The 20938-nt window shown below is 61.8% G+C and carries 16 protein-coding genes and 1 pseudogene; 13 read left to right on the plus strand and 4 right to left on the minus strand.

Annotated elements, in window-relative coordinates; genetic code table 11:
* Positions 1-546: 546 nt before the first annotated feature.
* The 3 genes from ACSSVG_RS23380 to ACSSVG_RS23390 form a co-directional block, all read right to left on the minus strand.
* Positions 547-1179, minus strand: a complete 633-nt coding sequence (locus tag ACSSVG_RS23380; RefSeq protein ID WP_492419460.1) for a hypothetical protein — start codon at positions 1177-1179, stop codon at positions 547-549.
* A gap of 1095 nt (positions 1180-2274) precedes the next feature.
* Entirely contained in the window at positions 2275-2784 is a 510-nt protein-coding gene (locus ACSSVG_RS23385; RefSeq protein ID WP_492419462.1) for a flavin reductase family protein, read from the minus strand.
* Positions 2784-3950, minus strand: coding sequence for an LLM class flavin-dependent oxidoreductase (locus tag ACSSVG_RS23390; RefSeq protein ID WP_492419464.1), 1167 nt, complete (start codon positions 3948-3950; stop codon positions 2784-2786). Before ACSSVG_RS23390 ends, ACSSVG_RS23385 begins: the two co-directional genes overlap by 1 nt.
* 196 nt (positions 3951-4146) lie before the next feature.
* Here ACSSVG_RS23390 and ACSSVG_RS23395 point away from each other — a divergent pair, with 196 nt between their 5' ends.
* Entirely contained in the window at positions 4147-5244 is a 1098-nt protein-coding gene (locus ACSSVG_RS23395; RefSeq protein ID WP_492419466.1) for an Lrp/AsnC family transcriptional regulator, read from the plus strand.
* A 42-nt stretch (positions 5245-5286) separates the two neighbouring features.
* On the opposite strand, the gene ACSSVG_RS23400 is transcribed toward ACSSVG_RS23395, so the two are convergent.
* Positions 5287-6360: an NADH:flavin oxidoreductase/NADH oxidase gene (locus ACSSVG_RS23400; protein ID WP_492419467.1), complete on the minus strand. Its 1074-nt coding sequence runs from the start codon at positions 6358-6360 to the stop codon at positions 5287-5289.
* Between the two features lie 257 nt (positions 6361-6617).
* Here ACSSVG_RS23400 and ACSSVG_RS23405 point away from each other — a divergent pair, with 257 nt between their 5' ends.
* The 12 genes and pseudogenes from ACSSVG_RS23405 to ACSSVG_RS23460 all read left to right on the plus strand — a co-directional run bounded on the left by ACSSVG_RS23405 (position 6618) and on the right by ACSSVG_RS23460 (position 20910).
* A complete protein-coding gene (locus tag ACSSVG_RS23405; RefSeq protein WP_492419469.1) occupies positions 6618-7946 on the plus strand; it encodes an MFS transporter in 1329 nt (442 codons plus the stop codon).
* A 32-nt stretch (positions 7947-7978) separates the two neighbouring features.
* Complete coding sequence (locus tag ACSSVG_RS23410) at positions 7979-8926, plus strand: polysaccharide deacetylase family protein (RefSeq protein WP_492419471.1); 948 nt, start codon at positions 7979-7981, stop codon at positions 8924-8926.
* Positions 8927-8936: 10 nt separating this feature from the next.
* The gene (locus ACSSVG_RS23415; RefSeq protein ID WP_492419472.1) at positions 8937-9737 is read left to right on the plus strand and encodes an SDR family NAD(P)-dependent oxidoreductase; all 801 of its coding nucleotides are present in this window, start codon (positions 8937-8939) and stop codon (positions 9735-9737) included.
* Complete coding sequence (locus ACSSVG_RS23420) at positions 9734-10780, plus strand: ketopantoate reductase family protein (protein WP_492419474.1); 1047 nt, start codon at positions 9734-9736, stop codon at positions 10778-10780. The genes ACSSVG_RS23415 and ACSSVG_RS23420 overlap by 4 nt, the downstream gene beginning before the upstream one ends.
* 4 nt (positions 10781-10784) lie before the next feature.
* The gene (locus tag ACSSVG_RS23425) at positions 10785-11978 is read left to right on the plus strand and encodes a M20 family metallopeptidase (RefSeq protein ID WP_492419476.1); all 1194 of its coding nucleotides are present in this window, start codon (positions 10785-10787) and stop codon (positions 11976-11978) included.
* 49 nt (positions 11979-12027) lie between these two features.
* Entirely contained in the window at positions 12028-13044 is a 1017-nt protein-coding gene (locus ACSSVG_RS23430; protein WP_492419478.1) for a zinc-dependent alcohol dehydrogenase family protein, read from the plus strand.
* 34 nt (positions 13045-13078) lie between these two features.
* Positions 13079-13996 (plus strand): NAD(P)-dependent oxidoreductase, encoded by a 918-nt coding sequence (locus tag ACSSVG_RS23435; protein WP_492419480.1) that lies wholly within the window; start codon positions 13079-13081, stop codon positions 13994-13996.
* Between the two features lie 27 nt (positions 13997-14023).
* Complete coding sequence (locus ACSSVG_RS23440) at positions 14024-14461, plus strand: carboxymuconolactone decarboxylase family protein (RefSeq protein WP_492419481.1); 438 nt, start codon at positions 14024-14026, stop codon at positions 14459-14461.
* Positions 14462-14511: 50 nt separating this feature from the next.
* Positions 14512-14817: a putative quinol monooxygenase gene (locus ACSSVG_RS23445; RefSeq protein WP_492419484.1), complete on the plus strand. Its 306-nt coding sequence runs from the start codon at positions 14512-14514 to the stop codon at positions 14815-14817.
* Between the two features lie 56 nt (positions 14818-14873).
* A pseudogene (locus ACSSVG_RS23450) lies at positions 14874-16369 on the plus strand (NAD-dependent succinate-semialdehyde dehydrogenase).
* A 502-nt stretch (positions 16370-16871) separates the two neighbouring features.
* Entirely contained in the window at positions 16872-18077 is a 1206-nt protein-coding gene (locus ACSSVG_RS23455) for a TetR/AcrR family transcriptional regulator (protein ID WP_492419486.1), read from the plus strand.
* Positions 18078-18180: 103 nt separating this feature from the next.
* A complete protein-coding gene (locus tag ACSSVG_RS23460; protein WP_492419488.1) occupies positions 18181-20910 on the plus strand; it encodes a family 78 glycoside hydrolase catalytic domain in 2730 nt (909 codons plus the stop codon).
* The last annotated feature ends 28 nt before the right edge of the window (positions 20911-20938 follow it).

Consider the following 20938-nt stretch of genomic DNA (forward strand, 5'->3'; position numbering starts at 1 on the left):
ATGAGGAGCGGGTTATCGTCGAAAAACCGCCTTTGTGCCTGTCTTTACAACGACCCACGACCTTTTGGTCCGTTCAACGTAATTTCTCTTCCGCTTGGGAAGTTGCTGGCCATTTGGTCTGAATCTCCTTTTCCAAAGCAGTCCTCGGGCATCACGGTAAATGAGATAGACCAATTGCTTGTGGACGGGACTAATGACGAAAGGCTCCGAGGGCAACTTTGGCGCGACAAAATCTGCCAAGGATACTATTTGCTCTTCAGTTTCGTCGCGGAGCTCAACATCAGTGATTGGGTAGTCCCCATAGTTGTGCACTCGCCAAGTTTCGTCGTGGAGATCCACATTAGTGATTGGGTAGTCATCATTGTTGTGCACACGCGAAGCCGGGTTGGGCGGTTCCACCTTCTCGTCCTTCACCACTATGACCGAGTAAGCGGCAATGCGGCGGTTGCGCCACGCCGCTACCGAGGCAACTGCAATAGTCCATGCGATGCTCAGCACTGCCACCGCAACGGACGCCCACCCCGACCAGGGCCCCAGATCCAAGGCTCAACCTAGAATCGCGCAGGCAATTGAATACGAGTAGGCGTAGGTCGCTTGGGACTTTGCATCAAGCGTGTTCTTTGTGATGACCAGGACACCATCCAACTTACCCGCCAGCTGTTTGATTCTCTTCCGCCTGAGCCTCTTACGGGGAGTCTTGACAGCCTTCATGGCAAGGTCCTCGGTCTCTTTTAACGAGAGTCCTAGGGCTTCAGTGGACCCTATGGGATCAGGGTTAAGCCCGAGTTTTTCTGCTTTGGCCATTCTGCGGCGGGCCGCTCGCGCCATGCGGTTGACTTCATAGGCCCGGAACTCAGGCCGGAGCGTAGCCAGTTCACTCTTCCATGCGTGACCCGAACGATGAGAGTATCTGAGGGTGAAGAGTGCGAAGTCGGGAGCAGAACTCGACGAAATGACCTTGGAGCGCCGTTCATAGACAGCAGGTGAAGCCGCGTCGGCTGCCGCAACGAGTCTGGTCAGGGGCGGAGTGACCCCACTGACCCTTGCTTCCGTCGACGGCAGTTGGATCCCGACTTCACGTAACGAGGATTTTGTAGTGTTGAGTGCCTCTATCAGAGTACGGAGTGTCGCGGCCTGACTTTCATCGGGGAGATGCGGGTCAAATCTTGAGCTGGACATCGGCACCGCCTCTACTGCGTTTCATCGAAGGTGCCCTAACATTACAATAACGAAAGACAGAGTCAAGGAATCGCGGTTGCTTTGAAACTTCATCGTCCTGATTTGAGACGTATTCGCAAGAATTCATCCGATGCGTTGTCCTTCTCGTTTGCCACGGAAGCCGAAATAGAGGTTGCAAGATCGGCCGCGGTCAGCTATGCCACCCTTGCAATACGATCGAATATCTGGCCTGTTTCCCGACGGGCGCCGTATATTCGGCTGGCGAGAGCCGCTGACCGCGCAATATCTAAGGGAGCCAAGGAATCACAACGTCCAGTTTTGCACCTTTCCGAGACGGAACTGTCCTTATGCGTAACGGCTCTTCGATGGCATGTAGAACACAGATCTAAAATGCCTGATGGCATCGTGGAAAACTTCGCTGAGCTACTCCAGGCGATACCTATCGATGCTGGAGCTTCGGGTGACACCGGTGTTGATTCAGCGTAGAGCCTTCGTCGGGCATCGATGTGAGCCATCTTGTAGCCGCAGAAGTCGCGAACCAAGCAATCACGGTTCACAAAAGGGGATTGTTAGGCGATCTTAGTTTACATAACGTCCGTTATCGGCGTTGAAAGTACGGGAGTAGAAGTAGCTGCGAGAACTACCGGGGCTGCTTTCATACTGCTGCTGCCAGCAGTGCGGCCAGGCCAGCGCTTGTTGGACTGCCTAATGGGGGCGATGAGGGCTTGAACCTTCCCCGTCGTTCCTGAGCCCTCAAAGGCCGCGATTTTCCCAAGTACGCCACCTCAGCCCGCAGCAGTTCGTTCTCCAGACTCAGTTGCTCAAACTCCGCGTCCTGTGGCCGTTCCGGGCTTCCGGGACGGCGCCGCGCCAGGCCTCCGCGAAGGCGCGGCGCCGGGTTCCCGGGAGGGTGTGGCCTTGGGCATCACTGGCATGCCGTCGCGCTTGGGCCGCAGCCCGTACTCGCCCACCCGCTGCGTCACAGACAAAAACTGCTCCCCTCAAATCTGAAACTGAAAATTCTCAGTCCTCTTCAGGGGGAGCAATTCAGTTTCCGCCTGGCTTGTTGGCGCAAGCGCGCCACAGCGTGATCCTTTACGCAGCCAGGGCCCGGAACCCGGACCCATGGAATACCAAGGGGGCCGTGCCGTTGAAGGTGTGCATTGCCTTGACGGCGAGCAGTGCGATGGAGTGGTCCCCGCCCTGCATCTCATCGTGGAGTTCAACCTCCAGCCAGGAGACGGCTCCATGGAAGAGGACGGCACCTCCCCCACCAGTGGTTGTTGGTGCATTGGCGAAACGGTCGGCGTTCTTTGCCGCAAGTTGCCTGCACAGTAAGTCCTGTCCTTCGGCAAGCACCGAGATTCCCAATCGGTCGGATTTCCGCAGGACCGGCCAAGTGGTGGACCCGTTATCGAACGCCACCGAGACCAACGGCGGATCAAGGGAGACTGAGGTGAAGGAACTGGCCGCCATCCCCACTCGCTTGCCGTCGACGACACCCGCAATGGCAACTACTCCCGTGGGGAAGGTACCGAAGACGCTCCGCAGTTCACCGGCGGTGAATGTTACCGCCGTCGATACATCTGACATTGTCTGTGTCATTACCAGCTCCATCCCCGGTTCGCCGGCGCCGTCCAGGCGTCAGCTTTTTCAAGTGTGGTGAACATGCGCCCCAAGTCCAGCAGGCCCTGGGTAGACCAGGTCATTGGCAGAATCTGGAATCCGCGCAGGCCTGTTTCGCGGTTGATTTCAAGAATCTGCTCGGCAACGTCCTCCGGCGTTCCGATCAGCGGTTTCGCCCCTGACCCTACGCCGATGCTGCGGGCGGCCCTGTCCCTTTCGCCGCTGTGCGTTTCCAGATAGGTTTGGCTCCGCCCAAGGAACGAGTCCAGCCAGCCGCGGGCAGCGTCCATGTCGATGGTTTCACGGAGTTCGGCAAACCTGTCCTCGGCTTCCCGGGTGGTGGCCGCGGTGAGGACCGATACACCGCCAACAAGGTTCACTTCCAGGGGATCCCGGCCGTTCGCCACCGCCTTTGCGGCAAGTTCCTCCACCGGCTTACGGACTTTGGCCATATCCTCTACAACGGTGAAGAAGCCGTAGTCGCACTCGGAGGCGATAAGGTCCTGGCCTGCCGGAGATACGCCGGCGTTGAACAGCAGCGGCCAGGGTTCCTGCAGTGGATGCGGGCCCATCATGGAACCGCTCATCTGGTAGTACTCGCCGTCGTAGGTCATCTCCGCGCCGCGGGCATTCCATAGGGCCTTGACAGCACGGACTGCATCAGTGGCCTGGGCGTACCGGACACCATGGTCCTGCTGGTCCACACCCATGATGGGGTCGTCCTTCGTGCCCGGGACGATGTTCCAAGCCCAGCGGCCCCCGCTCATGGTGTCCAGGTTGCTACCCATACGTGCGATAACGGCCGGAGACATATACCGGGTGTGGAGGGTGGTGGCAACTCCGATGTGCTTGGTGGCGTTCATGAGCACCGGAGCCCAGATGGGTGCCGACAACCTTGGTTCGCCGTGCCCGATTCGGTTGTTGGCTTCACCGTGGCCAATGTAGCCGTCCGCCATGAAAAGAAAATCGAAGCCCGCCGCTTCGGCAGCCTGGGCAAGCTCAGTCTGCACCGCTATGTCGAGCACCGGGGGGTTGAGCTTCGCGGCGACAGCTGAAGTCAGGTAAGGAGTCTGAGAGTTGAACCACATCAGACCGAACCGCAGCTGGCCGTCAGGCCGCCTAACTTTCACTTGTGGAGATGCCATGATTCCAACCTTTCATTCATTAAAACTGATACCTGCATCGAAATAGAGTCTATTGGTTGATATATGCATACACAAGGGAAATTTGACGGAAAAGTGCATTTTTACCTCTTTACCTCACGATGCCGTCCGTGGCGTCCCTTGCGTAGGGTTGAATGGTGGCAGAAGAGATCATTTTTTGACCCGCCGTGGAGGAATCATGCAGCAAAGCCCCGTCGACATCGAGTTGGATGCGGTTGACCAGCAGATTATTGCAGCACTGCAAATCAACGGCAGGGCCTCGTGGAAGGACGTAGCCGTCGCAACTGGCATCAGCGAGTCCACCGTCGTGAGGCGTGGAAAACGTCTGCTGGGCAGCAACATCCTGCATGTCGTGGCGTACGTGGACGTTGTGCGTGCCGGACTCGGTAACCCGGTTCTGATTCGGGTCTCGGCTGTGCCCTCCAGCTACCGGGGAGTCTTGGAAGCCCTTCGGCAGCGCCCGGATGTGAGGTTTTGCACCTCCACCACGGGCCCGGCAGCCTTTATTGTGGAGATCGTTGCACACGACCGCCCCGCCCTCGTTCACCTCTTGTCCCATGAGCTGGCGCAGATTGAAGGCGTCGCCCAGCTTGAAACACTCAGCATCACCCGCACATTCCACTCCACCCGGGCCTGGAATGAGGGACTCCTCTCCGCCGAGGCAATCAAGATCCTGCGGACTCTGGATGAAGGGGCCAACCCATCCTCATCTGACGGGACCCAGCCGACGCAGGTGGTTGCCCTTGACGCCATAGACCGCGAGCTGTTGCTGCTGCTGGCTGTCAACGGGCGCCTCTCGAACAAGGAGCTGGCGGACAGGCTGCAGACGAGCGCATCCACCATCGGCAGGCGCCTGGTCCGCTTGGAACTGTCCGGCATCATCCACTTCAGGGCCGTACTGGCGCCCGACGCGGCGGGCTTCGGCTCCCAGCTGTTGATCTGGATGCAGGTGGACAGCAGCGAGCTGGATGAAGTTGCCGGAACCCTAATCGACAATCCGGCCACCAAGTTTCTTTGGGCCACCGCAGGTAGGTTCAATTTGTGCTTGGGCATCCAGCTTCGCGATATCCGGGACATGTACTACTTCGAAACTGAGGTGCTCTCCAAGCTGCCGGGGATCCAGCAGACCGAGGTCAGCGAGCACCTCCAGGACGTCAGGCGGAATTGGATCCGTCTGACGGACAACGGCGGACCGTCGGAATCATCGACAGCCTCAACCGCCTTGTCCCAGCTTTTTGAGGCCAGGGTGGCGAGGGGCAGCGCAGTGCAGGGTTGACGCCCAGGTCGGTGCCCTTGCTTTCGGTGCGGCACCTGCTTCTCAGAGACCGCGGTGGTACTGCACCGGCCAGAATTCCTTGGGCGCGTCCTGCACGAGCCGGAGCGGATAGTAGGGATCCGTGAGCAGTGTACGGCCCAGGAAAACAGCATCTACTGGTGAGGTGTCAAAGATGCTCTTCAGCAGCGCCGGGTCTGACAGTCGGCCCACGGGTGCAACGGCAATATCCGTCTCAGCCCGGAGGATTTCAGCGAATTCCAGGTTCAGCCCGTTGCGGTTGGGCGGCGGAACGTCAACCGCTAGAGCCCCGGACGTGACGTCGAGAAGGTCGATGCCAAGGGCTGCAAGCTTGCGCGCAAAGACTTTCGCCTCGTCGAGAGTGATTCCGCCCTCTATCCAGTCGGTCGACGTGACCCGGACAGCCACCGGCTTGTCCTGCGGAAATGCGTTCCTTACCGCCTCTGCCACCCGCAAGGGCAATCGCATGCGGTTTTCAAGCGATCCACCGTGCTCGTCGGTGCGCTGGTTCACCACAGGCGAAAGGAACTGGTGTAGAAGGTAGCCGTGCGCTGCGTGCACCTCTACCATGTCGTAACCCGCCTCATGGGAGTTCGCGGCCGCGACAGCAAAAGCCTCAACAACCTCGTCAATGTCCGCGTGAGTCATCTCGGCAGGAATAGTGAGCTTGCCGAACGGGTTGGCTGAGGGCGCCACGGGTACCCAGCCGCCGTCCGAAACGGACACCGGACTGTTCTGCCCGCTCTGCAGCCACGGCACCATATGAGAACTCTTACGCCCGGCACACTGCAACTGTACTGCGGGCACGGAACCCAACTCCCTGATGACGCCGGTCAATGCCCGGTGAGCGTCAATTTGTGCACCGTTCCAGATGCCAAGGTCATTGGCGGTGGTCCGGTGGCGGGGACCGACCGCCGTAGACTCCACCATGACCAGGCCTGCACCACCCATGGCCCTTGCCCCGTAATGCACCAGATGCCAGTTGTTCGGCAGTCCGTCGTCACCGGCGGAGTACTGGCACATAGGGGACATCCATAGGCGGTTCTCTATTCCGATTCCGCGCAGCTTCAGCGGCTCGGCAAATTTTCCACGATGCATCGTCGTTCCGATCTTCTAGACAGTCATCCCGCAGCCATCGCCGCATGGGGTTAAGCTCCATCCTGTCCCAATCGGATGACTGTATCAAGCTTTTTACATAAATGAAATGAAGTTTTCTGTCACACAGCTCTTCACATCGAAGGATTTCACCGCTACAGTTCAATTACTCCCTCAGATGTGGCCCACCTCACGCCGTGAACTTTCCCCGGCACGCTATGGGACCAGCCCTCCCCGACACCACTTGATTGGACTGTGCAATGAGCGTTGAAGAATCCAGCGTCACCCAGGCGCCGCCCACGCCAACCACGAAACGGCTTACCCGCGACCAGCGCAAAGCGGTCATGGCAGCCTCGGTGGGTAACGCCGTCGAATACTACGACTGGGCCATCTACGGCACTTTCGTGGCCATTTTCTCGCCGCACTTCTTCCCGGGCGGCGACAGCATCACCAGCCTCCTTTCCTCCCTAGCCGTCTTTGCCGTCGGCTTCGTAGCCCGCCCCATCGGCGCAGTGGTTCTCGGCTCCTTTGCCGACCGTCATGGGCGCAAGAAGGCTCTGATCATCGCCATCACCATCACTTCAGCGGGTGCCTTGGTGATTGGCCTGCTCCCCGACTTCTCCGACATCGGGCTCTTTGCTCCGCTCATTCTGGTCATTGCCCGCCTTGCACAAGGTTTCGCGGCCGGCGGTGAGGGCAGCGGCGCCATGACGTTCCTGGCCGAATCCGCCCCGCCAAGCCGCCGCGGCTTCGTTGGGTCCTTCCAGCAGGTGTCCACGGGTGTCGGCCTCCTGCTGGCATCCCTTACCGGAACCATGATTACTACCTTCCTCTCCAAGGAAGATGTCGCATCCTGGGGCTGGCGACTGGCCTTCATGATCGCTGCCGCCCTTGGCCTGGTAGGGCTTTGGCTCCGCCGCACCGTGGATGAAACCGAGGCCTTCAAGAAGGAAGCGGCCGAACTTGCCACCCGTGCGGAAAAGGCAAAGGGCATCAGCGCCGTGGAAGCCTTCAGGCGCAACCCGAAGCAGATGGCCCAGGTCTTCTGCCTTGGCATCCCGGCCACCATCGTGAACTACCTGTGGCTCACCTACATGCCCACCCTCGCGCACACCATCACAGGGTTCCCGCTCAAAGACGCCCTCCTGATCAACACCATGGCCCTGACCCTGTCCTGCCTGATCCTGCCCTTCTGCGGCAAGTTCTCGGACAAGTTCGGCCGCAAGGCAAATCTCTACATCTTCACCATCGGGTTCGTGGTCCTTTCCTACCCTGCGCTCCAGTTCATGGGCAACAGCTTCATTTCGCTGCTGGCCATCCAATTCATCGGCGTCATCCTCCTGGCCTTCGACGGCGCCATTATCGCCAGTACCTATAACGAGCTGTTCCCGGTGGAAACCAGGGCCGCCGGGTCCGCTATCCCGTTTGCCCTCTCCGTGGCACTCTTCGGCGGAACGGCTCCGTTGATCGTCACTTGGATGTTCTCCAGCGGTTACGGCAACTTCATCTGGCTCTACCCGGCCGTCGGTGCACTGATCGGCCTCCTGGCCGTCATCAAGCTGCCCGAAACCTCCAAGCGCAGTCTCTAAACCCGCAGCACCCAACCGAAAAGGTAAACAACGTGACCATCGAAACCCCCTCCTGGGCCTGGGATGAAAGCACCTGGCGCAACCACGTCAACGCTGTCCGCGCTGGCAGGGATCTTACCCCCACTGAATGGCCAAACGGCGCGAAAGCCGTTGTGACTCTCAGCTTCGACCCCGACCACGAAACCATCCCACTTCGGGACGGCGACACCTCACCGGGTTCCCTGGCGCGCGGCGAGTTCGGCTCACGGGTTGGTTCCCGGCGGGTCCTGGACGCACTTGAGAAGTACTCCGCACCTTCCACGTTCTTCATGCCGGCCGTTTCAGCTCTGCTGCACCCGGAGGAACTGAAGTCCTACGCGGCAGCGGGGCATGAGATCGGGGCCCACGGCTGGATCCACGAGCGCACCGCGGAACTGCCGGAGGCGGCGGAGCGGGACCTGGCCCACCGCAGCATGGATGTGCTGGAGAAGATGACCGGAGTGCGTCCACGCGGGATCCGGACGCCCAGCGCAGATTTCACCCCGTCCACCATCGAGATCCTCCAGGAAGTCGGCCTGGAATATGACACTTCCCTGATGGCTGACGACATGCCCTACGAAATCCTGACGCATGGAAAACCCAGCGGCATCGTCGAAATCCCTATGGAGTGGATCAGGGATGACGCTCCGTACTTCATGATGCAGCGCTACGGACCCTACCGGCCCTATACGGTGCCCCGGGCCTGGTTGACGATCATGAAGGACGAGTTTGATTCGGCGTATGCCGACGGCGGAGTTTTTCAGCTCATTTGCCACCCGCACATCATCGGGCACAGGTCCCGGATCGTCATCCTGCACGAACTGCTCGAATACATCACCGGCCACAAGGACGTCTGGATCGCCACCCATGGCGAGGTGGCGGACTACGTGCGTGAACAGCACTCAGTGCCCAAGCCCAAGGATTTGCTGAGCCACTCGGCAGCAAGCGACAAAGAGAATTAAGGAACGTTCCATGCCCCAGGATAAGAAGCAACAGGTCCTCATCACCGGTATGTCCGGAAAGATCGGAACCGCCATAGCGGCCAGGTTCGCCGAGGACGGATTCGACGTCATTGGCGTGGACCTCCGGGAGGAAGCGCTGACCGAAAGTGCTGCATCCCTGTCGGCCGCCTATAAGAGCAAAATACATACCGTTCCCGGTGATCTGAGCGATCTCGCGTTCGCCGCAGGCTTGGTGCCCAGCGCCTGGGAGCGGTTCGGTCCCATCGATGTCCTGGTTAACTGTGCCGCGCTGGTGCCGTCTACACCCTTCACTGCTCTGGACGCCGATACCTGGAACAAGGTCCAGAACATCAACGTTACCGCCCCCATGCTGGCCACTGCGGCCCTTGGCAAATTGACCGAAGAGCATGATGTGCCGGCGACCGTAGTGAACATCAGCTCGGGCGCGGCCACCAGGCCCCGGCCAGGTGCCTCGCACTACTGCACCTCAAAGGCGGCGATGGAGATGCTCACCCGGGCAGCTGCCATTGAACTCGGGCCGCGGGTGCGGGTAAACGCGATCAGCCCGGGTTTCGTGAACGTCGACAGCCCCATCAATCCGGTCAAGCCCGGCTACGCCAAGTTGCTCAAGCAGAACCCTTCCGGACGCTTCGGCAAGCCCGATGACATTGCCCGCGCCGTCAAGTGGATCGCAGGGCCGGACGCGGACTGGGTGACCGGTGCGGTGCTGCGGGTGGACGGCGGGTCCACGGCCGGCACACTGGCCCTGCCGCTGCAGTGGGATGAGGAGACGGTAGGCAGCCAGCAATGAAGTCGGCAAACCAAAGCACAACCCCTGATTACGTAGTGGTGGGCGCAGGCGCCATTGGCGGGACCCTCGCCTACCACCTGCTGCAGGCAGGAAAGTCCGTAGTCCTGGTGGACGCCGACTACGACCACGTGGACACGATTAACGAGCGCGGGCTGCAGATCCAGACATCGCTTCCGCAGAAACCGTCCGTTCCGGTGCGGGCGTATGCTCCGGAGGACTACCGCGGGTCTCTGGGCCGGGTCGTCCTCGCCGTCAAGGCGCAGCATACGGCAGCGGCAGTGAAGTGGATCGCCCCCAGGCTGCAGGCTGATGGGTGGGTGGTCTCCATGCAAAACGGCTTGAACGAAGGCAGCATCGCCTCCGTCGTGGGACGCGAACGAACGGTGGGCGCATTCGTGAACCTGAACGCGGACGTCATCGCGCCGGGCGTCATTCATGACGGCGGCGTGGGCGCCCTGGTGGTGGGGGAACTTGACGGTGCCGACACCGCCCGGACACGGCAACTCGCTGCCGACCTGTCGTCCTGGGGACCGGTGGTCACCAGCCCAAATATCCAGGGCTACCTCTGGGCAAAACTCGCCTACGGTGCCATGCTCACGGCCACATCGTTGTCCAACGTTCCGATGGCAGAGGCTGTCACCACCTATGAAGCCACCATGACGGCGGTAGCCCGGGAAATCTGCGCCATCGCTGCTGCGCAGGGCATCACCCTGGAAAGCTTCGACGCCTTCAATGCCGGCGCCTACCGCCCGGAAACGGATCCGGACCACGGCGCGGCCGCAACACGGGAACTCGCCGCGTGGCTCCATACGCTCTCCAAGAAGCACAGCGGGATCTGGCGAGATATTGCGGTGCGGAAGCGCAAGACGGAGGTGCCCACGCACTACACACCTGTCCTGGCCCTGGCCCGCGACCTGGACGTTCCCGCCCCGCTGCTCGAAGCCGTCCTCCGCAGACTGGCCGAAATCGAAGCAGGAGAACGGGACCTGACCGAAGAGAACCTCTCCGCCCTGTCCGCACTGACACCCACGAAGGTGGCCTGAATTTATGCCCGCAAGAACCGAATTCGCCGTTCCGTCGATTGCCCCAGTCGGCACCGTGCGTGCAGTGCAGTCCTGGCTGCAGGACCATTTCGACGACATGGTCAAGGACTTGTTCGACTTCGTCAACATCGAAACTCCAAGCACTGACAAGGACCAGCTCAACACCGGGCTTGCCTGGATCGAATCCTGGGTGGCGGCCAACCTTCCGGCGCCGGCTGCCACAACAAGGCACGACGGCGGCACCCACGGTGACGTCCTCGTCGTCGAATATGAGGGGAACGGCGACAACGTGCTCACCTTCCTCTCCCACTACGACACCGTGTGGGAGAAACAAACACTCCTCGAGTGGACGCCCGCCCGGGACGGAGACTTTGCCACAGGGCCCGGTATTTACGACATGAAAAGCGGCCTGGTGCAGTCCCTATGGATGATGAAAGCCCTCACGGTACTTGGCGTCCCGGTCCCCCCAATCCGCATGCTGTTCAGCGGTGATGAGGAAACCGGCAGCCCGGCAGGACGCGCCGTAATCGAGGAGTGCAGCAGGACCTCCAGCGCCGTCATCGTCTTCGAAGCCAGTGAAAAGACCGCCATCAAGACCTCACGCAAGGGCATCGGCCGATTCTCGCTGCGCATCACTGGAAAGGAAACCCACGCCGGCGCGGACTACACCGCAGGAATCAGCGCTATCGACGAATTGTCCCGGGCCGTGCTCTACCTACACGCTTTGACAGACCTTGAAAAGGGCACCACGGTGAACGTGGGCGTGGTCAACGGTGGCTCAAGGTCCAATGTAGTGGCGGGCTCCGCTTTTGCCGACATTGACGTCCGGATTGTCCAGAACTCCGAGATCGAACGCATCGACGAGGCGTTCCGGAACCTCAAGCCACGGCACCCACGGGCCGAACTGACCATCGGAGGCGCCTGGAACCGGCCGGCGATGGAACGCAACGAACTCACCACCAGCATGTACCGGCTGGCCAAGTCCGCTGCCTCCGGTCTGGGCGTGGAACTGGGAGAAATCTCGGTGGGTGGGGGAAGCGACGGAAACTTCGCCACCGCGCTCGGCATCCCGGTCCTGGACGGAATGGGGGCTGTGGGCGCGGGCCCGCATTCCCGGTCCGAGCACATCATCCTCAGCGGAATGGTGGAGCGTGGGGCGATTGCCGCAGGGGTTGTAGCTGCGTTTGCTTCCGCCTGATTCCGTGGCCTCAAGGAGACCGGACGCGCCCAGGATGCGTGCCAGCCAGATGACAGGCTTCGGTCTGCCCGCCCCGACGGTGCGTTGGGTTGAGCAACCCGAAGCAGCGAACGGAGAAGTACTGGTCCGTGTTGTCGCAGCGGGCCTGAACCCCATCGACAACGGCATTCGCCTGGGCAGATCGCCGTACGCTCATCCTCCCGTTTTCCCGGCAATCGTGGGAACGGACATGGCCGGCATCGTTGAGTCGGTGGGCAACGGCGTTAGCGGGTTCCGGCCCGGCCAGCGTGTCTACGGCCTGACCGGAGGCGTGGGAAGCCTGCAGGGGTCACTGGCGGAGTTCGTCTCCGTCGACCCCTCGCTGCTAGCCCTGGCTCCAGCGACCTTATCCCTCCGTGAGGCCGCTGCGATGCCGCTGGTCACGCTGACAGCATGGGAGGGACTGGTCGACCGGCTGGCTGTAGCCTCGGACCACATGGTTCTTGTCCAGGGTGGTGCGGGGGGTGTGGGCCATATGGCGGTCCAGCTAGCCGTGGCCTTTGGAGCCCGGGTGTGGGCATCCTGCTCGTCGGCGAAAGCACCGATTGTGCGTAGCTTCGGTGCCACACCCATTGACTATGCCGCCGAGCCCGTGGAGGAATACGTCGCCCGGCACACGGCAGGCCAAGGGTTCGACGTCGTCTATGACACGGCGGGTAAGTCAGCGCTGCAGGCCGCCTTCGAAGCGGCGCGGTGGCGCGGTGCGGTTGCAAGCTGCTCCGCTTTTGGCAGTCACGATCTTACCGAAGCTTCACTCCGAGCGCTGAGACTGGAGCCTGTGTACGTGCTGCATCCGCTGCTCAGCGGACAGGGCCGCGAGCGGCACGGGGAAATCCTGACCAGGGCAGCCCAGCTGGCAGACCGCGGGCATCTGAAGCCGGTAGTGGATCCTCGCCGGTTCACCCTTGACACACTGGCGGAGGCCTACGCCGCCCTGGGCGACGGCTCCGCCCTGGTGAAGGTCGTGGTGGACGTGTCGCCCGAACCCTCATTGCCCGGCAGTAGCTCCGGGCCCCGCCTTCCCTGAACGTGGACGAACCCATCGATGGAGGAACATCAAAATGAACACCGAAAACACCGCCTCGCTCTTTATCGGGCTGGGCAATATGGGCCGCCCCATGGTGGTCAACTACGCCGCCGGCAGCACGCGCCAGCTCTATGTCTACGACACCAACCCTTCCGCAGCGGCGGAGGTTGCAGAGGCTACAGGGGGCACGCCGCTGCCGGACCTCGGGAACATCCCATCGACCGTCCGCACCGTGATTCTTATGCTCCCCAACAGCCGCATCGTCGAGTCCGTCCTGCGCAGCGACCCGGAACTTTTCCGGCAGCTGCCTGCGGGCTCGCTCATCATAGACATGAGTTCCTCGGAACCGGAGAGCACGGCAGCCCTCGCCGCGGAGGCGGCTTCCCTAGGCATTGATTATGTGGACGCGCCGGTCTCCGGCGGGGTGGCCAGGGCCGTCACCGGAGAACTGGCAATCATGGTGGGCGGCGGCAGCACCGTTGTCGAACGCGCCAAACGCCACCTGGCCCCCATGGGCGCTGCCATCACGCACGTGGGACCACCCGGCACCGGGCACGCGGCTAAGGCGCTGAACAACCTTCTGGCCGCCACGAACCTGGCCTCTGCCGCAGAAATCCTTACAGTTGCCGCCACAGCCGGCATCACACCGGAGAGGATGCTGGACGTCATCAACGGCTCCACTGGCCGCAACCAGGCAACCGAAGTAAAGTACCCGCGCCACATCCTGACAGGCACTTTTGACTCCGGCTTTGCAATGGACCTGATGCTCAAGGACCTCAAAATCGCCCGGAATATTATCTCCGGACAGTCGGCCGAGGCTCCCGTCGTCCTCACTGTGCAGGAAACTGCCGAGAAAAGCCGTCAGTTCCTCGAAAGTGCCCAGCCGGACCATACGGAGTTCGTCCGGTACTACGAAAAAACCAACGGTACGCCCCTTCGCGGCGGCGCCTAGACCCATCCCTTCGAAAGGACCCTCAACATGACCATCGACTCTATCAACGACCAGACTGCCGCAGCACAGGAATACATCGATGACATGGCCCGGCAGCGCGGCTACGTCCTGGACTACCACAAGGTCATGGCCAAGCACGATTTCCCCGTCCTGCAAGCAGCGAACCACGTTGTATCAGCCGCGTACTTGGACCAGCGCACTCTGGATCGCAAAACCAAGGAACTGATCTTCATCGTCAGCCTGACCGTCATGCGCGCCTCCAAAGGCCACATCCAGTCCCACATCCGCGTCGCCCTGGATCTTGGCGTCACACCCGGAGAGATCCTCGAAGCCATCGAAATCGCCTTGCCCGAGGCCGGAGTCGTGGCATTCCAGGCGGGCGTGGAGGCTTGGCGAGAAGTTGTGGGCGCAGAGGGCATTGAACCCAGCGTGGCTGTCCACGAAGGCGGCAACGGCAACAGTTAGGGACGCCGGCACCGCACACGAGCCACCGCCCGCATAACCAAGGAGACACCATGCGCAGCACCTTCAACGTTGTGGCCCGCTACCGGACTAAACCGGGATGCACCGATAAAGTACTCGAACTCCTGGGCCGGATGGCGTCCGAGAGCCGCAACGAGTCCGGCAACATTTCCTACGAATTCTTTCGTGGCGTGGAGGATGACATGCAGATCGTCATTCTGGAGACCTACCACTCCGCTCAGGCCTTCGAACAGCACCGGCAGACCCCACACTTCCAGGCCATCGGCGTGCAGCAGATCATTCCCGAACTGGAATCCCGGACCATTACCACATATGCGGGCACGGATACCCCTGCCTGACCGCCACATCTTCCTGCCGTACCGGCCGCACTTACCAAAACCTTGAGGCTACATTCATGACCAGCACCACGTTCATCCCACACAACACGGAAGCCGCGCTTGTTGCGTCGGTGCCGACGGGCCTTTTGATCGGGGGGGGGATTGGCGGGAGGCGTCCGATAACGGCACGTTTGACGTGCACGACCCCGCCACCGGGGAGGTGCTCGCCACCCTCGCCTCGGCCACCAGCGCGGACGCTATTGCCGCTTTGGATGCGGCCGACGCCGTCCAGGCGTCCTGGGCGCGGACCGCGCCCAGGACGCGGGCGGAGATCCTGCGCCGCGCCTTTGACCTGGTCACCGAACGGGCCGAGGACTTCGCGCTGCTAATAACCCTGGAAATGGGCAAACCCCTGGCCGAAGCGCGCGGCGAAGTCACCTACGGGGCCGAGTTTCTGCGCTGGTTCTCCGAAGAAACCGTCCGCGACTACGGCCGCTACCTCACCACCCCCGAAGGCAAAAACAAGATCCTCGTCCAGCACAAACCCGTCGGGCCCTGCCTGCTGATCACGCCGTGGAACTTCCCGCTCGCGATGGCGACCCGCAAGGTCGCCCCCGCAATCGCGGCCGGCTGCACCATGGTCCTCAAACCCGCCAAACTCACACCCCTCACCGCACAGTACTTCGCCCAGACCATGCTCGACGCCGGCCTGCCCGCCGGGGTCCTGAATGTCGTCTCCTCCTCCTCGGCCGCCGGGATCTCCGGGCCGCTCCTGGCCGATCCCCGCCTGCGGAAGGTTTCCTTCACCGGCTCCACCCCGGTCGGCAAACGCCTCATGGCCGACGCCGCCCAAAACGTCCTACGGACCTCGATGGAACTCGGCGGGAATGCCCCGTTCGTCGTGTTCGAGGACGCCGACCTCGACAAAGCCGTCGAAGGGGCCATGGCCGCGAAGATGCGGAACATGGGCGAAGCCTGCACCGCCGCCAACCGGTTCCTCGTCCACGAAACCGTCGCCGCCGGATTCACCGCTAAACTCGCCAAAGCGATGGCAGCCCTTGCCACCGGCCGCGGCACCGAACCGGACACCACGGTGGGGCCGCTCATCAACGCCGGCGCCCGCGACGACGTGCACGCCCTGGTGCGTGCCGCCGTCGACGCCGGAGCCCTTGCCGTCACCGGCGGGGCGCCCGTGGACGGGCCCGGCTACTTCTACCAGCCCACCGTCCTCGCCAACGTCCCCAACGACGCCGCGCTCCTGGGCCAGGAAATCTTCGGCCCCGTCGCCCCCATCACCACCTTCAGCACTGAAGACGAAGCCATCTTGCTCGCCAACGCTACCGAGTACGGGCTTGCGTCCTACCTTTACAGCCGCGATTTCAACCGGCTCCTGCGGGTGGCGGAGCAGATTGAGTTCGGCATGGTCGGGTTCAACGCCGGCGTCATCTCCAACGCCACAGCCCCCTTCGGCGGCGTCAAACAATCCGGACTCGGCCGCGAAGGCGGCACCGAAGGCATCACCGAATACACCACCACCCAATACATCGGCATCGCCGACCCTTACGCCGACTAACCAGCACGAGGCGGCCAAAAAGACGTTCTAGTTGCACTGCGCAATGACGATGTTGATGTGTAGAGGTTGAAAACGGGGAGGACCTCCGGGCTAGGTGGAGCTGTCTAGTTCACCCACTTTGCGCTCGGAGGTCCTCGTGTCCCTCGTTAATGCCCGGAGACGTCTGATTGCTGACCGGGTTGCCGTCGGCCGCCCGGTGCTCATATCGCTGCGGATCCGGGTATACCGGCAGACCGCTTACCGGTGGGTCAGGCGTTTCCGGGCCGAGGGCTGGCCGGTCTTACGGACCGCACGAGCCGGCCATCGGTAACCCCGACAATTCCCGAATGTGAACAACGTCGGAGGCCAACTGCGCGGCCGTGGTCTTCCTCCCCTGCGACAGCGCTTTCCCCTCTCTGTCAGGCAGATCCGGCTACGCGGCGGTTGCTAGAAAGTCGATGCGATCGTCAGGTAGCCATTTGGCCAAGTGGTAGCCTTGTTAGGAATTAGTCAAGGAGAGATTGTGCGCTCACAGGTGGATGGACGCCGCATTCGAACTATTCAATCACGGGCGAAGATCCTTGAGGCGGCCGAAGATCTGTTCAGTACCGTCGGGTTTCACGGGACGTCACTCCGAGCGGTTGCCAAGCGTGCTGGCATGTCCCATCCGGGGGTTCTCGCCCATTTCTCGAGCAAGGATGACTTGCTCGTCGCGCTCCTTGAGGTCGTTGAGGGGCGTTCGCCAGATGGTCACCAGTTATCGCCTTCCACCGGGGCGAGTGCGCGCGCACGGCTGCGTATGGCTGCCGCACAAAGTCTTGCCACACCACGGCTAGTCGAGCTCTATGCGGTTCTTCTCGGTGAGGCGACGGCTCCGACGCATCCGGCGCGTGACTACGTCTCGGCCCGCCTGCGCCGCGTCCAAGCCGAACTCACTGACTTGTTCGGCGAGCGGGCGGTTGGCGTCGCCGCCGCGTGGGATGGGCTCCAGCTGATCTGGCTCTATCTTCCCGCGCGGGTGGATCCACCGTCGATACTCGAGGGTCAGATGCGACTGAGCACTGACGCGGGCGTGCTGGCAGAGAGGGCCCAGGCTGACGTCACCGCCTTCTCCCCCTCCGAAGTCGAGAATCACGGCGATCGAGTGACGCGGATCTTGGCCGCGGCTGGTTCGGCGTTTTCCCGACGTGGCTACTTAGCTACGAGTCTGCGCGAGATCGCCGACGAGATGGGGGGATCCCATGGGGGTCTCTCGTATTATTTCTCCAACAAGGAAGCGCTCCTTGAAGCGGTCCTCAATGGCCGTGATCGCATGGTCCAGAGCGCACTGGTTGAACCGAAGACTCCTCTCGATCGCCTTTACAACATCTACCGCCTTGCGGTCTACAGCGAACGCCACCCTCAGCTCATCAGGTTGTATGCCGTGCTCTCGTGCGAGGCCGCAGACTCTCAACACCCTGCACATGAGTACTTCCGCAAGCGGTATTCCGACGCTATCGATTCGATCGCCGGTGATCTCCGAGCGTTGATCCAGTCTGGTCATGTTCGTTCAGACATCGACCCCATTTCTGAGGCCGTCTGGTTGCTTGCCCTCTGGGATGGACTGCAGTTGCACTCGTTCTACGAGCCGACGGTCAAGATATCCGGGAAGCTCCTCGACTATCTCAATACCCTGACATGCGAGACCCTGCCGCCTGCTAGTACCTTGATTGCTGCATCTGCTGGCTGAATGACCGTGCGGCCAAGTCGGCGTTTGACCGCGATCACGCCTCTACGGGCGACCTCGTACACAGTGAAATATTTTCTACCAATCGTCCGAAGGCGTGGTACAAATGACCGCAGTGTTACCAACGAGGGTGACTCTGAATAGAGGGACGAACATCACCGTGTCAGCCAAATCTTCTCGCCCCCGAATTGAATCGCGGGCTCGCATATCTTCACCAGCGCCGACCAAGCTGAGGTTTGAACACTACGAGCTGAATCGCATAGGGGTCGGCGCGACCAGACCGCGTCTATCCTGGCAGTTTCCGCAGGTGGACGCAGACTATGGCCAACGGGCTTACCGCCTGGAGGTGTGTATCGGCGAGATGGGCGCAATCGCCGAAACGACGGTACACGAGATTGCTGGCGACGAGCAGGTACTGGTCCCGTGGCCCGCACGATCGCTCCGCTCACGGGAGCGCGTTACGGCGCGGGTGCAGGTATGTGGCGATCTGGGTTGGAGCGCTTGGAGCGAGCCGTCGACGATTGAGCTGGGCCTCATTCTGCCAGCTGACTGGCACGGAGCTTTCATTGGTCCAGGATGGGAGGAAAACCCGGATTCTGATCGTCGCCCTGGCCGTTTGCGAGCCGAGTTCGAAGTGCCGGGCGAAATCAAACTGGCCCGCCTTCACCTCACGGCCCACGGCGTCGCCGAGGCCGAGATCAATGGACAGCGAGTGGGTGATGAGGCGCTCACCCCAGGCTGGACAAGCTACCACCACCGCCTGCGTACGGCATCTTTCGACGTCACCAACCACGTGACTCCCGGCATGAATGCCATCGGCATCTGGCTGGGTGACGGCTGGTATCGCGGGCGGCTGGGCCATTCAGGACTGAGCCTTCGCAACATATACGGTGATGACCAGTCCGCTCTTGTACAACTCGAGATAGTGACAAATGACGGGAATCGACATGTTGTAGCAAGTGACCGTTCCTGGTTGGCGGGAGGGGGACCAATCATCAGTTCCGGCCTGTACGACGGAGAACATTTCGATGCCAGGTTGCATGACCCGGCCTGGTCGACGATGGGGTTCGATAGCAGCGAATGGACGCCCGCCCGCGAACTCCCGACCGACTATTCCGTACTGGTGTCACCGACGGGCCCACCCGTTCGTGCGGTGGAGGAGCTGAACCCGATCACGATCGACGACAAGGGTGATGGGCGTTTTGTCCTCGACTTCGGCCAGAACCACTCCGGACGGCTTCGTGTCCGTGCAAGGGGGGCGGCGGGCGAGACGATTCGGTTACGTCACGCTGAGGTGCTGCAGGAGGGGGAACTGTATACGCGACCGCTCCGCACTGCCGGCTCCACCGACACGCTCACGCTCGGCGGCGAGCCGATCGAATGGGAGCCGCGTTTTACCATCCACGGGTATCGGTACGTGGAAGTGACGGGATGGAACGGCGAGCTCGGAGTAGATGATGTCGTCTCACGGGTATACCACTCCGATCTGGAACGGCGGGGCTGGTTCCGAAGCTCGGACCCGATGTTGAATCGATTGCACGAGAACGTGGTGTGGAGCCTCCGGTCGAATTTCGTCGATTTGCCAACGGATTGCCCGCAGCGTGACGAACGGCTCGGCTGGACCGGCGACCTGCAGGTGTTCGCGCCTACCGCCACCTTCCTTTACAACGTCTCCGGATTTCTCGAATCCTGGCTCCGCGATGTGGCGGCCGAGCAGATTCACGAAGGAACCGTCCCGGGCTACGTCCCGTCCATCACACTCGGCGAGTACCCCGAGGGCATGGTCAGAGGCCCGATGGCCCTCTGGGGGGACGTGGCGGTGCTCACCCCGGACGTGCTGCACCAACGCACCGGTGATGTGGGGATCCTGCGCTCCCAATACGCAAGCGCTGTCGCGTGGGTCAATGAGGTCGAAGCGGCCACCGGCCCGTCGCGCATCGTCGACAACTCGATGCAGTTAGGCGACTGGCTCGATCCCGCCGCGCCTCCCGACCGGCCGTTCGAGGCGCTGACCGCGCCCGATCTCGTGGCCACGGCGTACTTCGCGCACTCCGCTCGACGCCTCGCGGCGATCGCCGAGATTCTCGGGCACGCCGGGGACGCAGAACGGTATTCCGCGCTCGGAACGGAGGTCGCTTCGGCGTTTGCAGATCGGTATCTCGGGGTCGATGGCCGTGCCACGAGCGACACGCAGACCGCGTACGCCCTGATCGGAGCGTTCGAACTCTACCCTAACGGGGTTGCTCGCCGTGCCGGCGAGGCACGTCTGGCGGAACTTGTACGCGCGTCGGGCGGGCGGATCTCCACCGGGTTCGCGGGCACCCCCGTTGTCTCGGATGCCCTCACCCGAGGTGGGAACCTCGACGAGGCATACCTGCAACTGCAGAACGAAGACAACCCGTCCTGGCTCTACCCCGTGACGATGGGCGCCACAACCACTTGGGAACGCTGGGACAGCATGCTCCCAGACGGCACTGTGAACCCCGGTGAGATGACGTCATTCAACCACTACGCCTTCGGCGCGGTCGCCGATTGGATGCACCGAGTGGTCGCCGGGCTGGCCCCCGTCGCACCCGGCTACCGTCGCATTCGATTCGCGCCCCGACCAGGTGGCACGCTCACCAGTGCCGGCGCGACGCACCATACCCCGTACGGGGAAGCCTCCATCGACTGGAGTCTGGCGGGCAATGTCATGTCGACCACCGTCACGGTGCCATCGGGCACCACCGCGGAGGTTGACCTGCCCGGGCTCGATCCCGTCACCGTCGGGCCTGGCCTTCACCGATTCACGTCAGCGATGCCCCAGGTTGATTGCAGGCACTCTGACAAAAAATAATTTACCATTTGGACAAAACATATTTACC

The sequence above is a fragment of the Paenarthrobacter sp. E2MeOHC11 genome, assembly GCF_058744955.1.

Bases quoted from the DNA above. Each gene is read 5' to 3' on its own strand.
- ACSSVG_RS23430 (WP_492419478.1), top strand. From the start codon at position 12,028: ATGACAGGCTTCGGTCTGCCCGCCCCGACGGTGCGTTGGGTTGAGCAA.
- ACSSVG_RS23390 (WP_492419464.1), bottom strand. From the start codon at position 3,950: ATGGCATCTCCACAAGTGAAAGTTAGGCGGCCTGACGGCCAGCTGCGG.
- ACSSVG_RS23440 (WP_492419481.1), top strand. From the start codon at position 14,024: ATGACCATCGACTCTATCAACGACCAGACTGCCGCAGCACAGGAATAC.
- ACSSVG_RS23435 (WP_492419480.1), top strand. From the start codon at position 13,079: ATGAACACCGAAAACACCGCCTCGCTCTTTATCGGGCTGGGCAATATG.
- ACSSVG_RS23445 (WP_492419484.1), top strand. From the start codon at position 14,512: ATGCGCAGCACCTTCAACGTTGTGGCCCGCTACCGGACTAAACCGGGA.
- ACSSVG_RS23415 (WP_492419472.1), top strand. From the start codon at position 8,937: ATGCCCCAGGATAAGAAGCAACAGGTCCTCATCACCGGTATGTCCGGA.
- ACSSVG_RS23380 (WP_492419460.1), bottom strand. From the start codon at position 1,179: ATGTCCAGCTCAAGATTTGACCCGCATCTCCCCGATGAAAGTCAGGCC.
- ACSSVG_RS23405 (WP_492419469.1), top strand. From the start codon at position 6,618: ATGAGCGTTGAAGAATCCAGCGTCACCCAGGCGCCGCCCACGCCAACC.
- ACSSVG_RS23460 (WP_492419488.1), top strand. From the start codon at position 18,181: ATGACCGCAGTGTTACCAACGAGGGTGACTCTGAATAGAGGGACGAAC.
- ACSSVG_RS23400 (WP_492419467.1), bottom strand. From the start codon at position 6,360: ATGCATCGTGGAAAATTTGCCGAGCCGCTGAAGCTGCGCGGAATCGGA.
- ACSSVG_RS23420 (WP_492419474.1), top strand. From the start codon at position 9,734: ATGAAGTCGGCAAACCAAAGCACAACCCCTGATTACGTAGTGGTGGGC.
- ACSSVG_RS23425 (WP_492419476.1), top strand. From the start codon at position 10,785: ATGCCCGCAAGAACCGAATTCGCCGTTCCGTCGATTGCCCCAGTCGGC.
- ACSSVG_RS23385 (WP_492419462.1), bottom strand. From the start codon at position 2,784: ATGACACAGACAATGTCAGATGTATCGACGGCGGTAACATTCACCGCC.
- ACSSVG_RS23395 (WP_492419466.1), top strand. From the start codon at position 4,147: ATGCAGCAAAGCCCCGTCGACATCGAGTTGGATGCGGTTGACCAGCAG.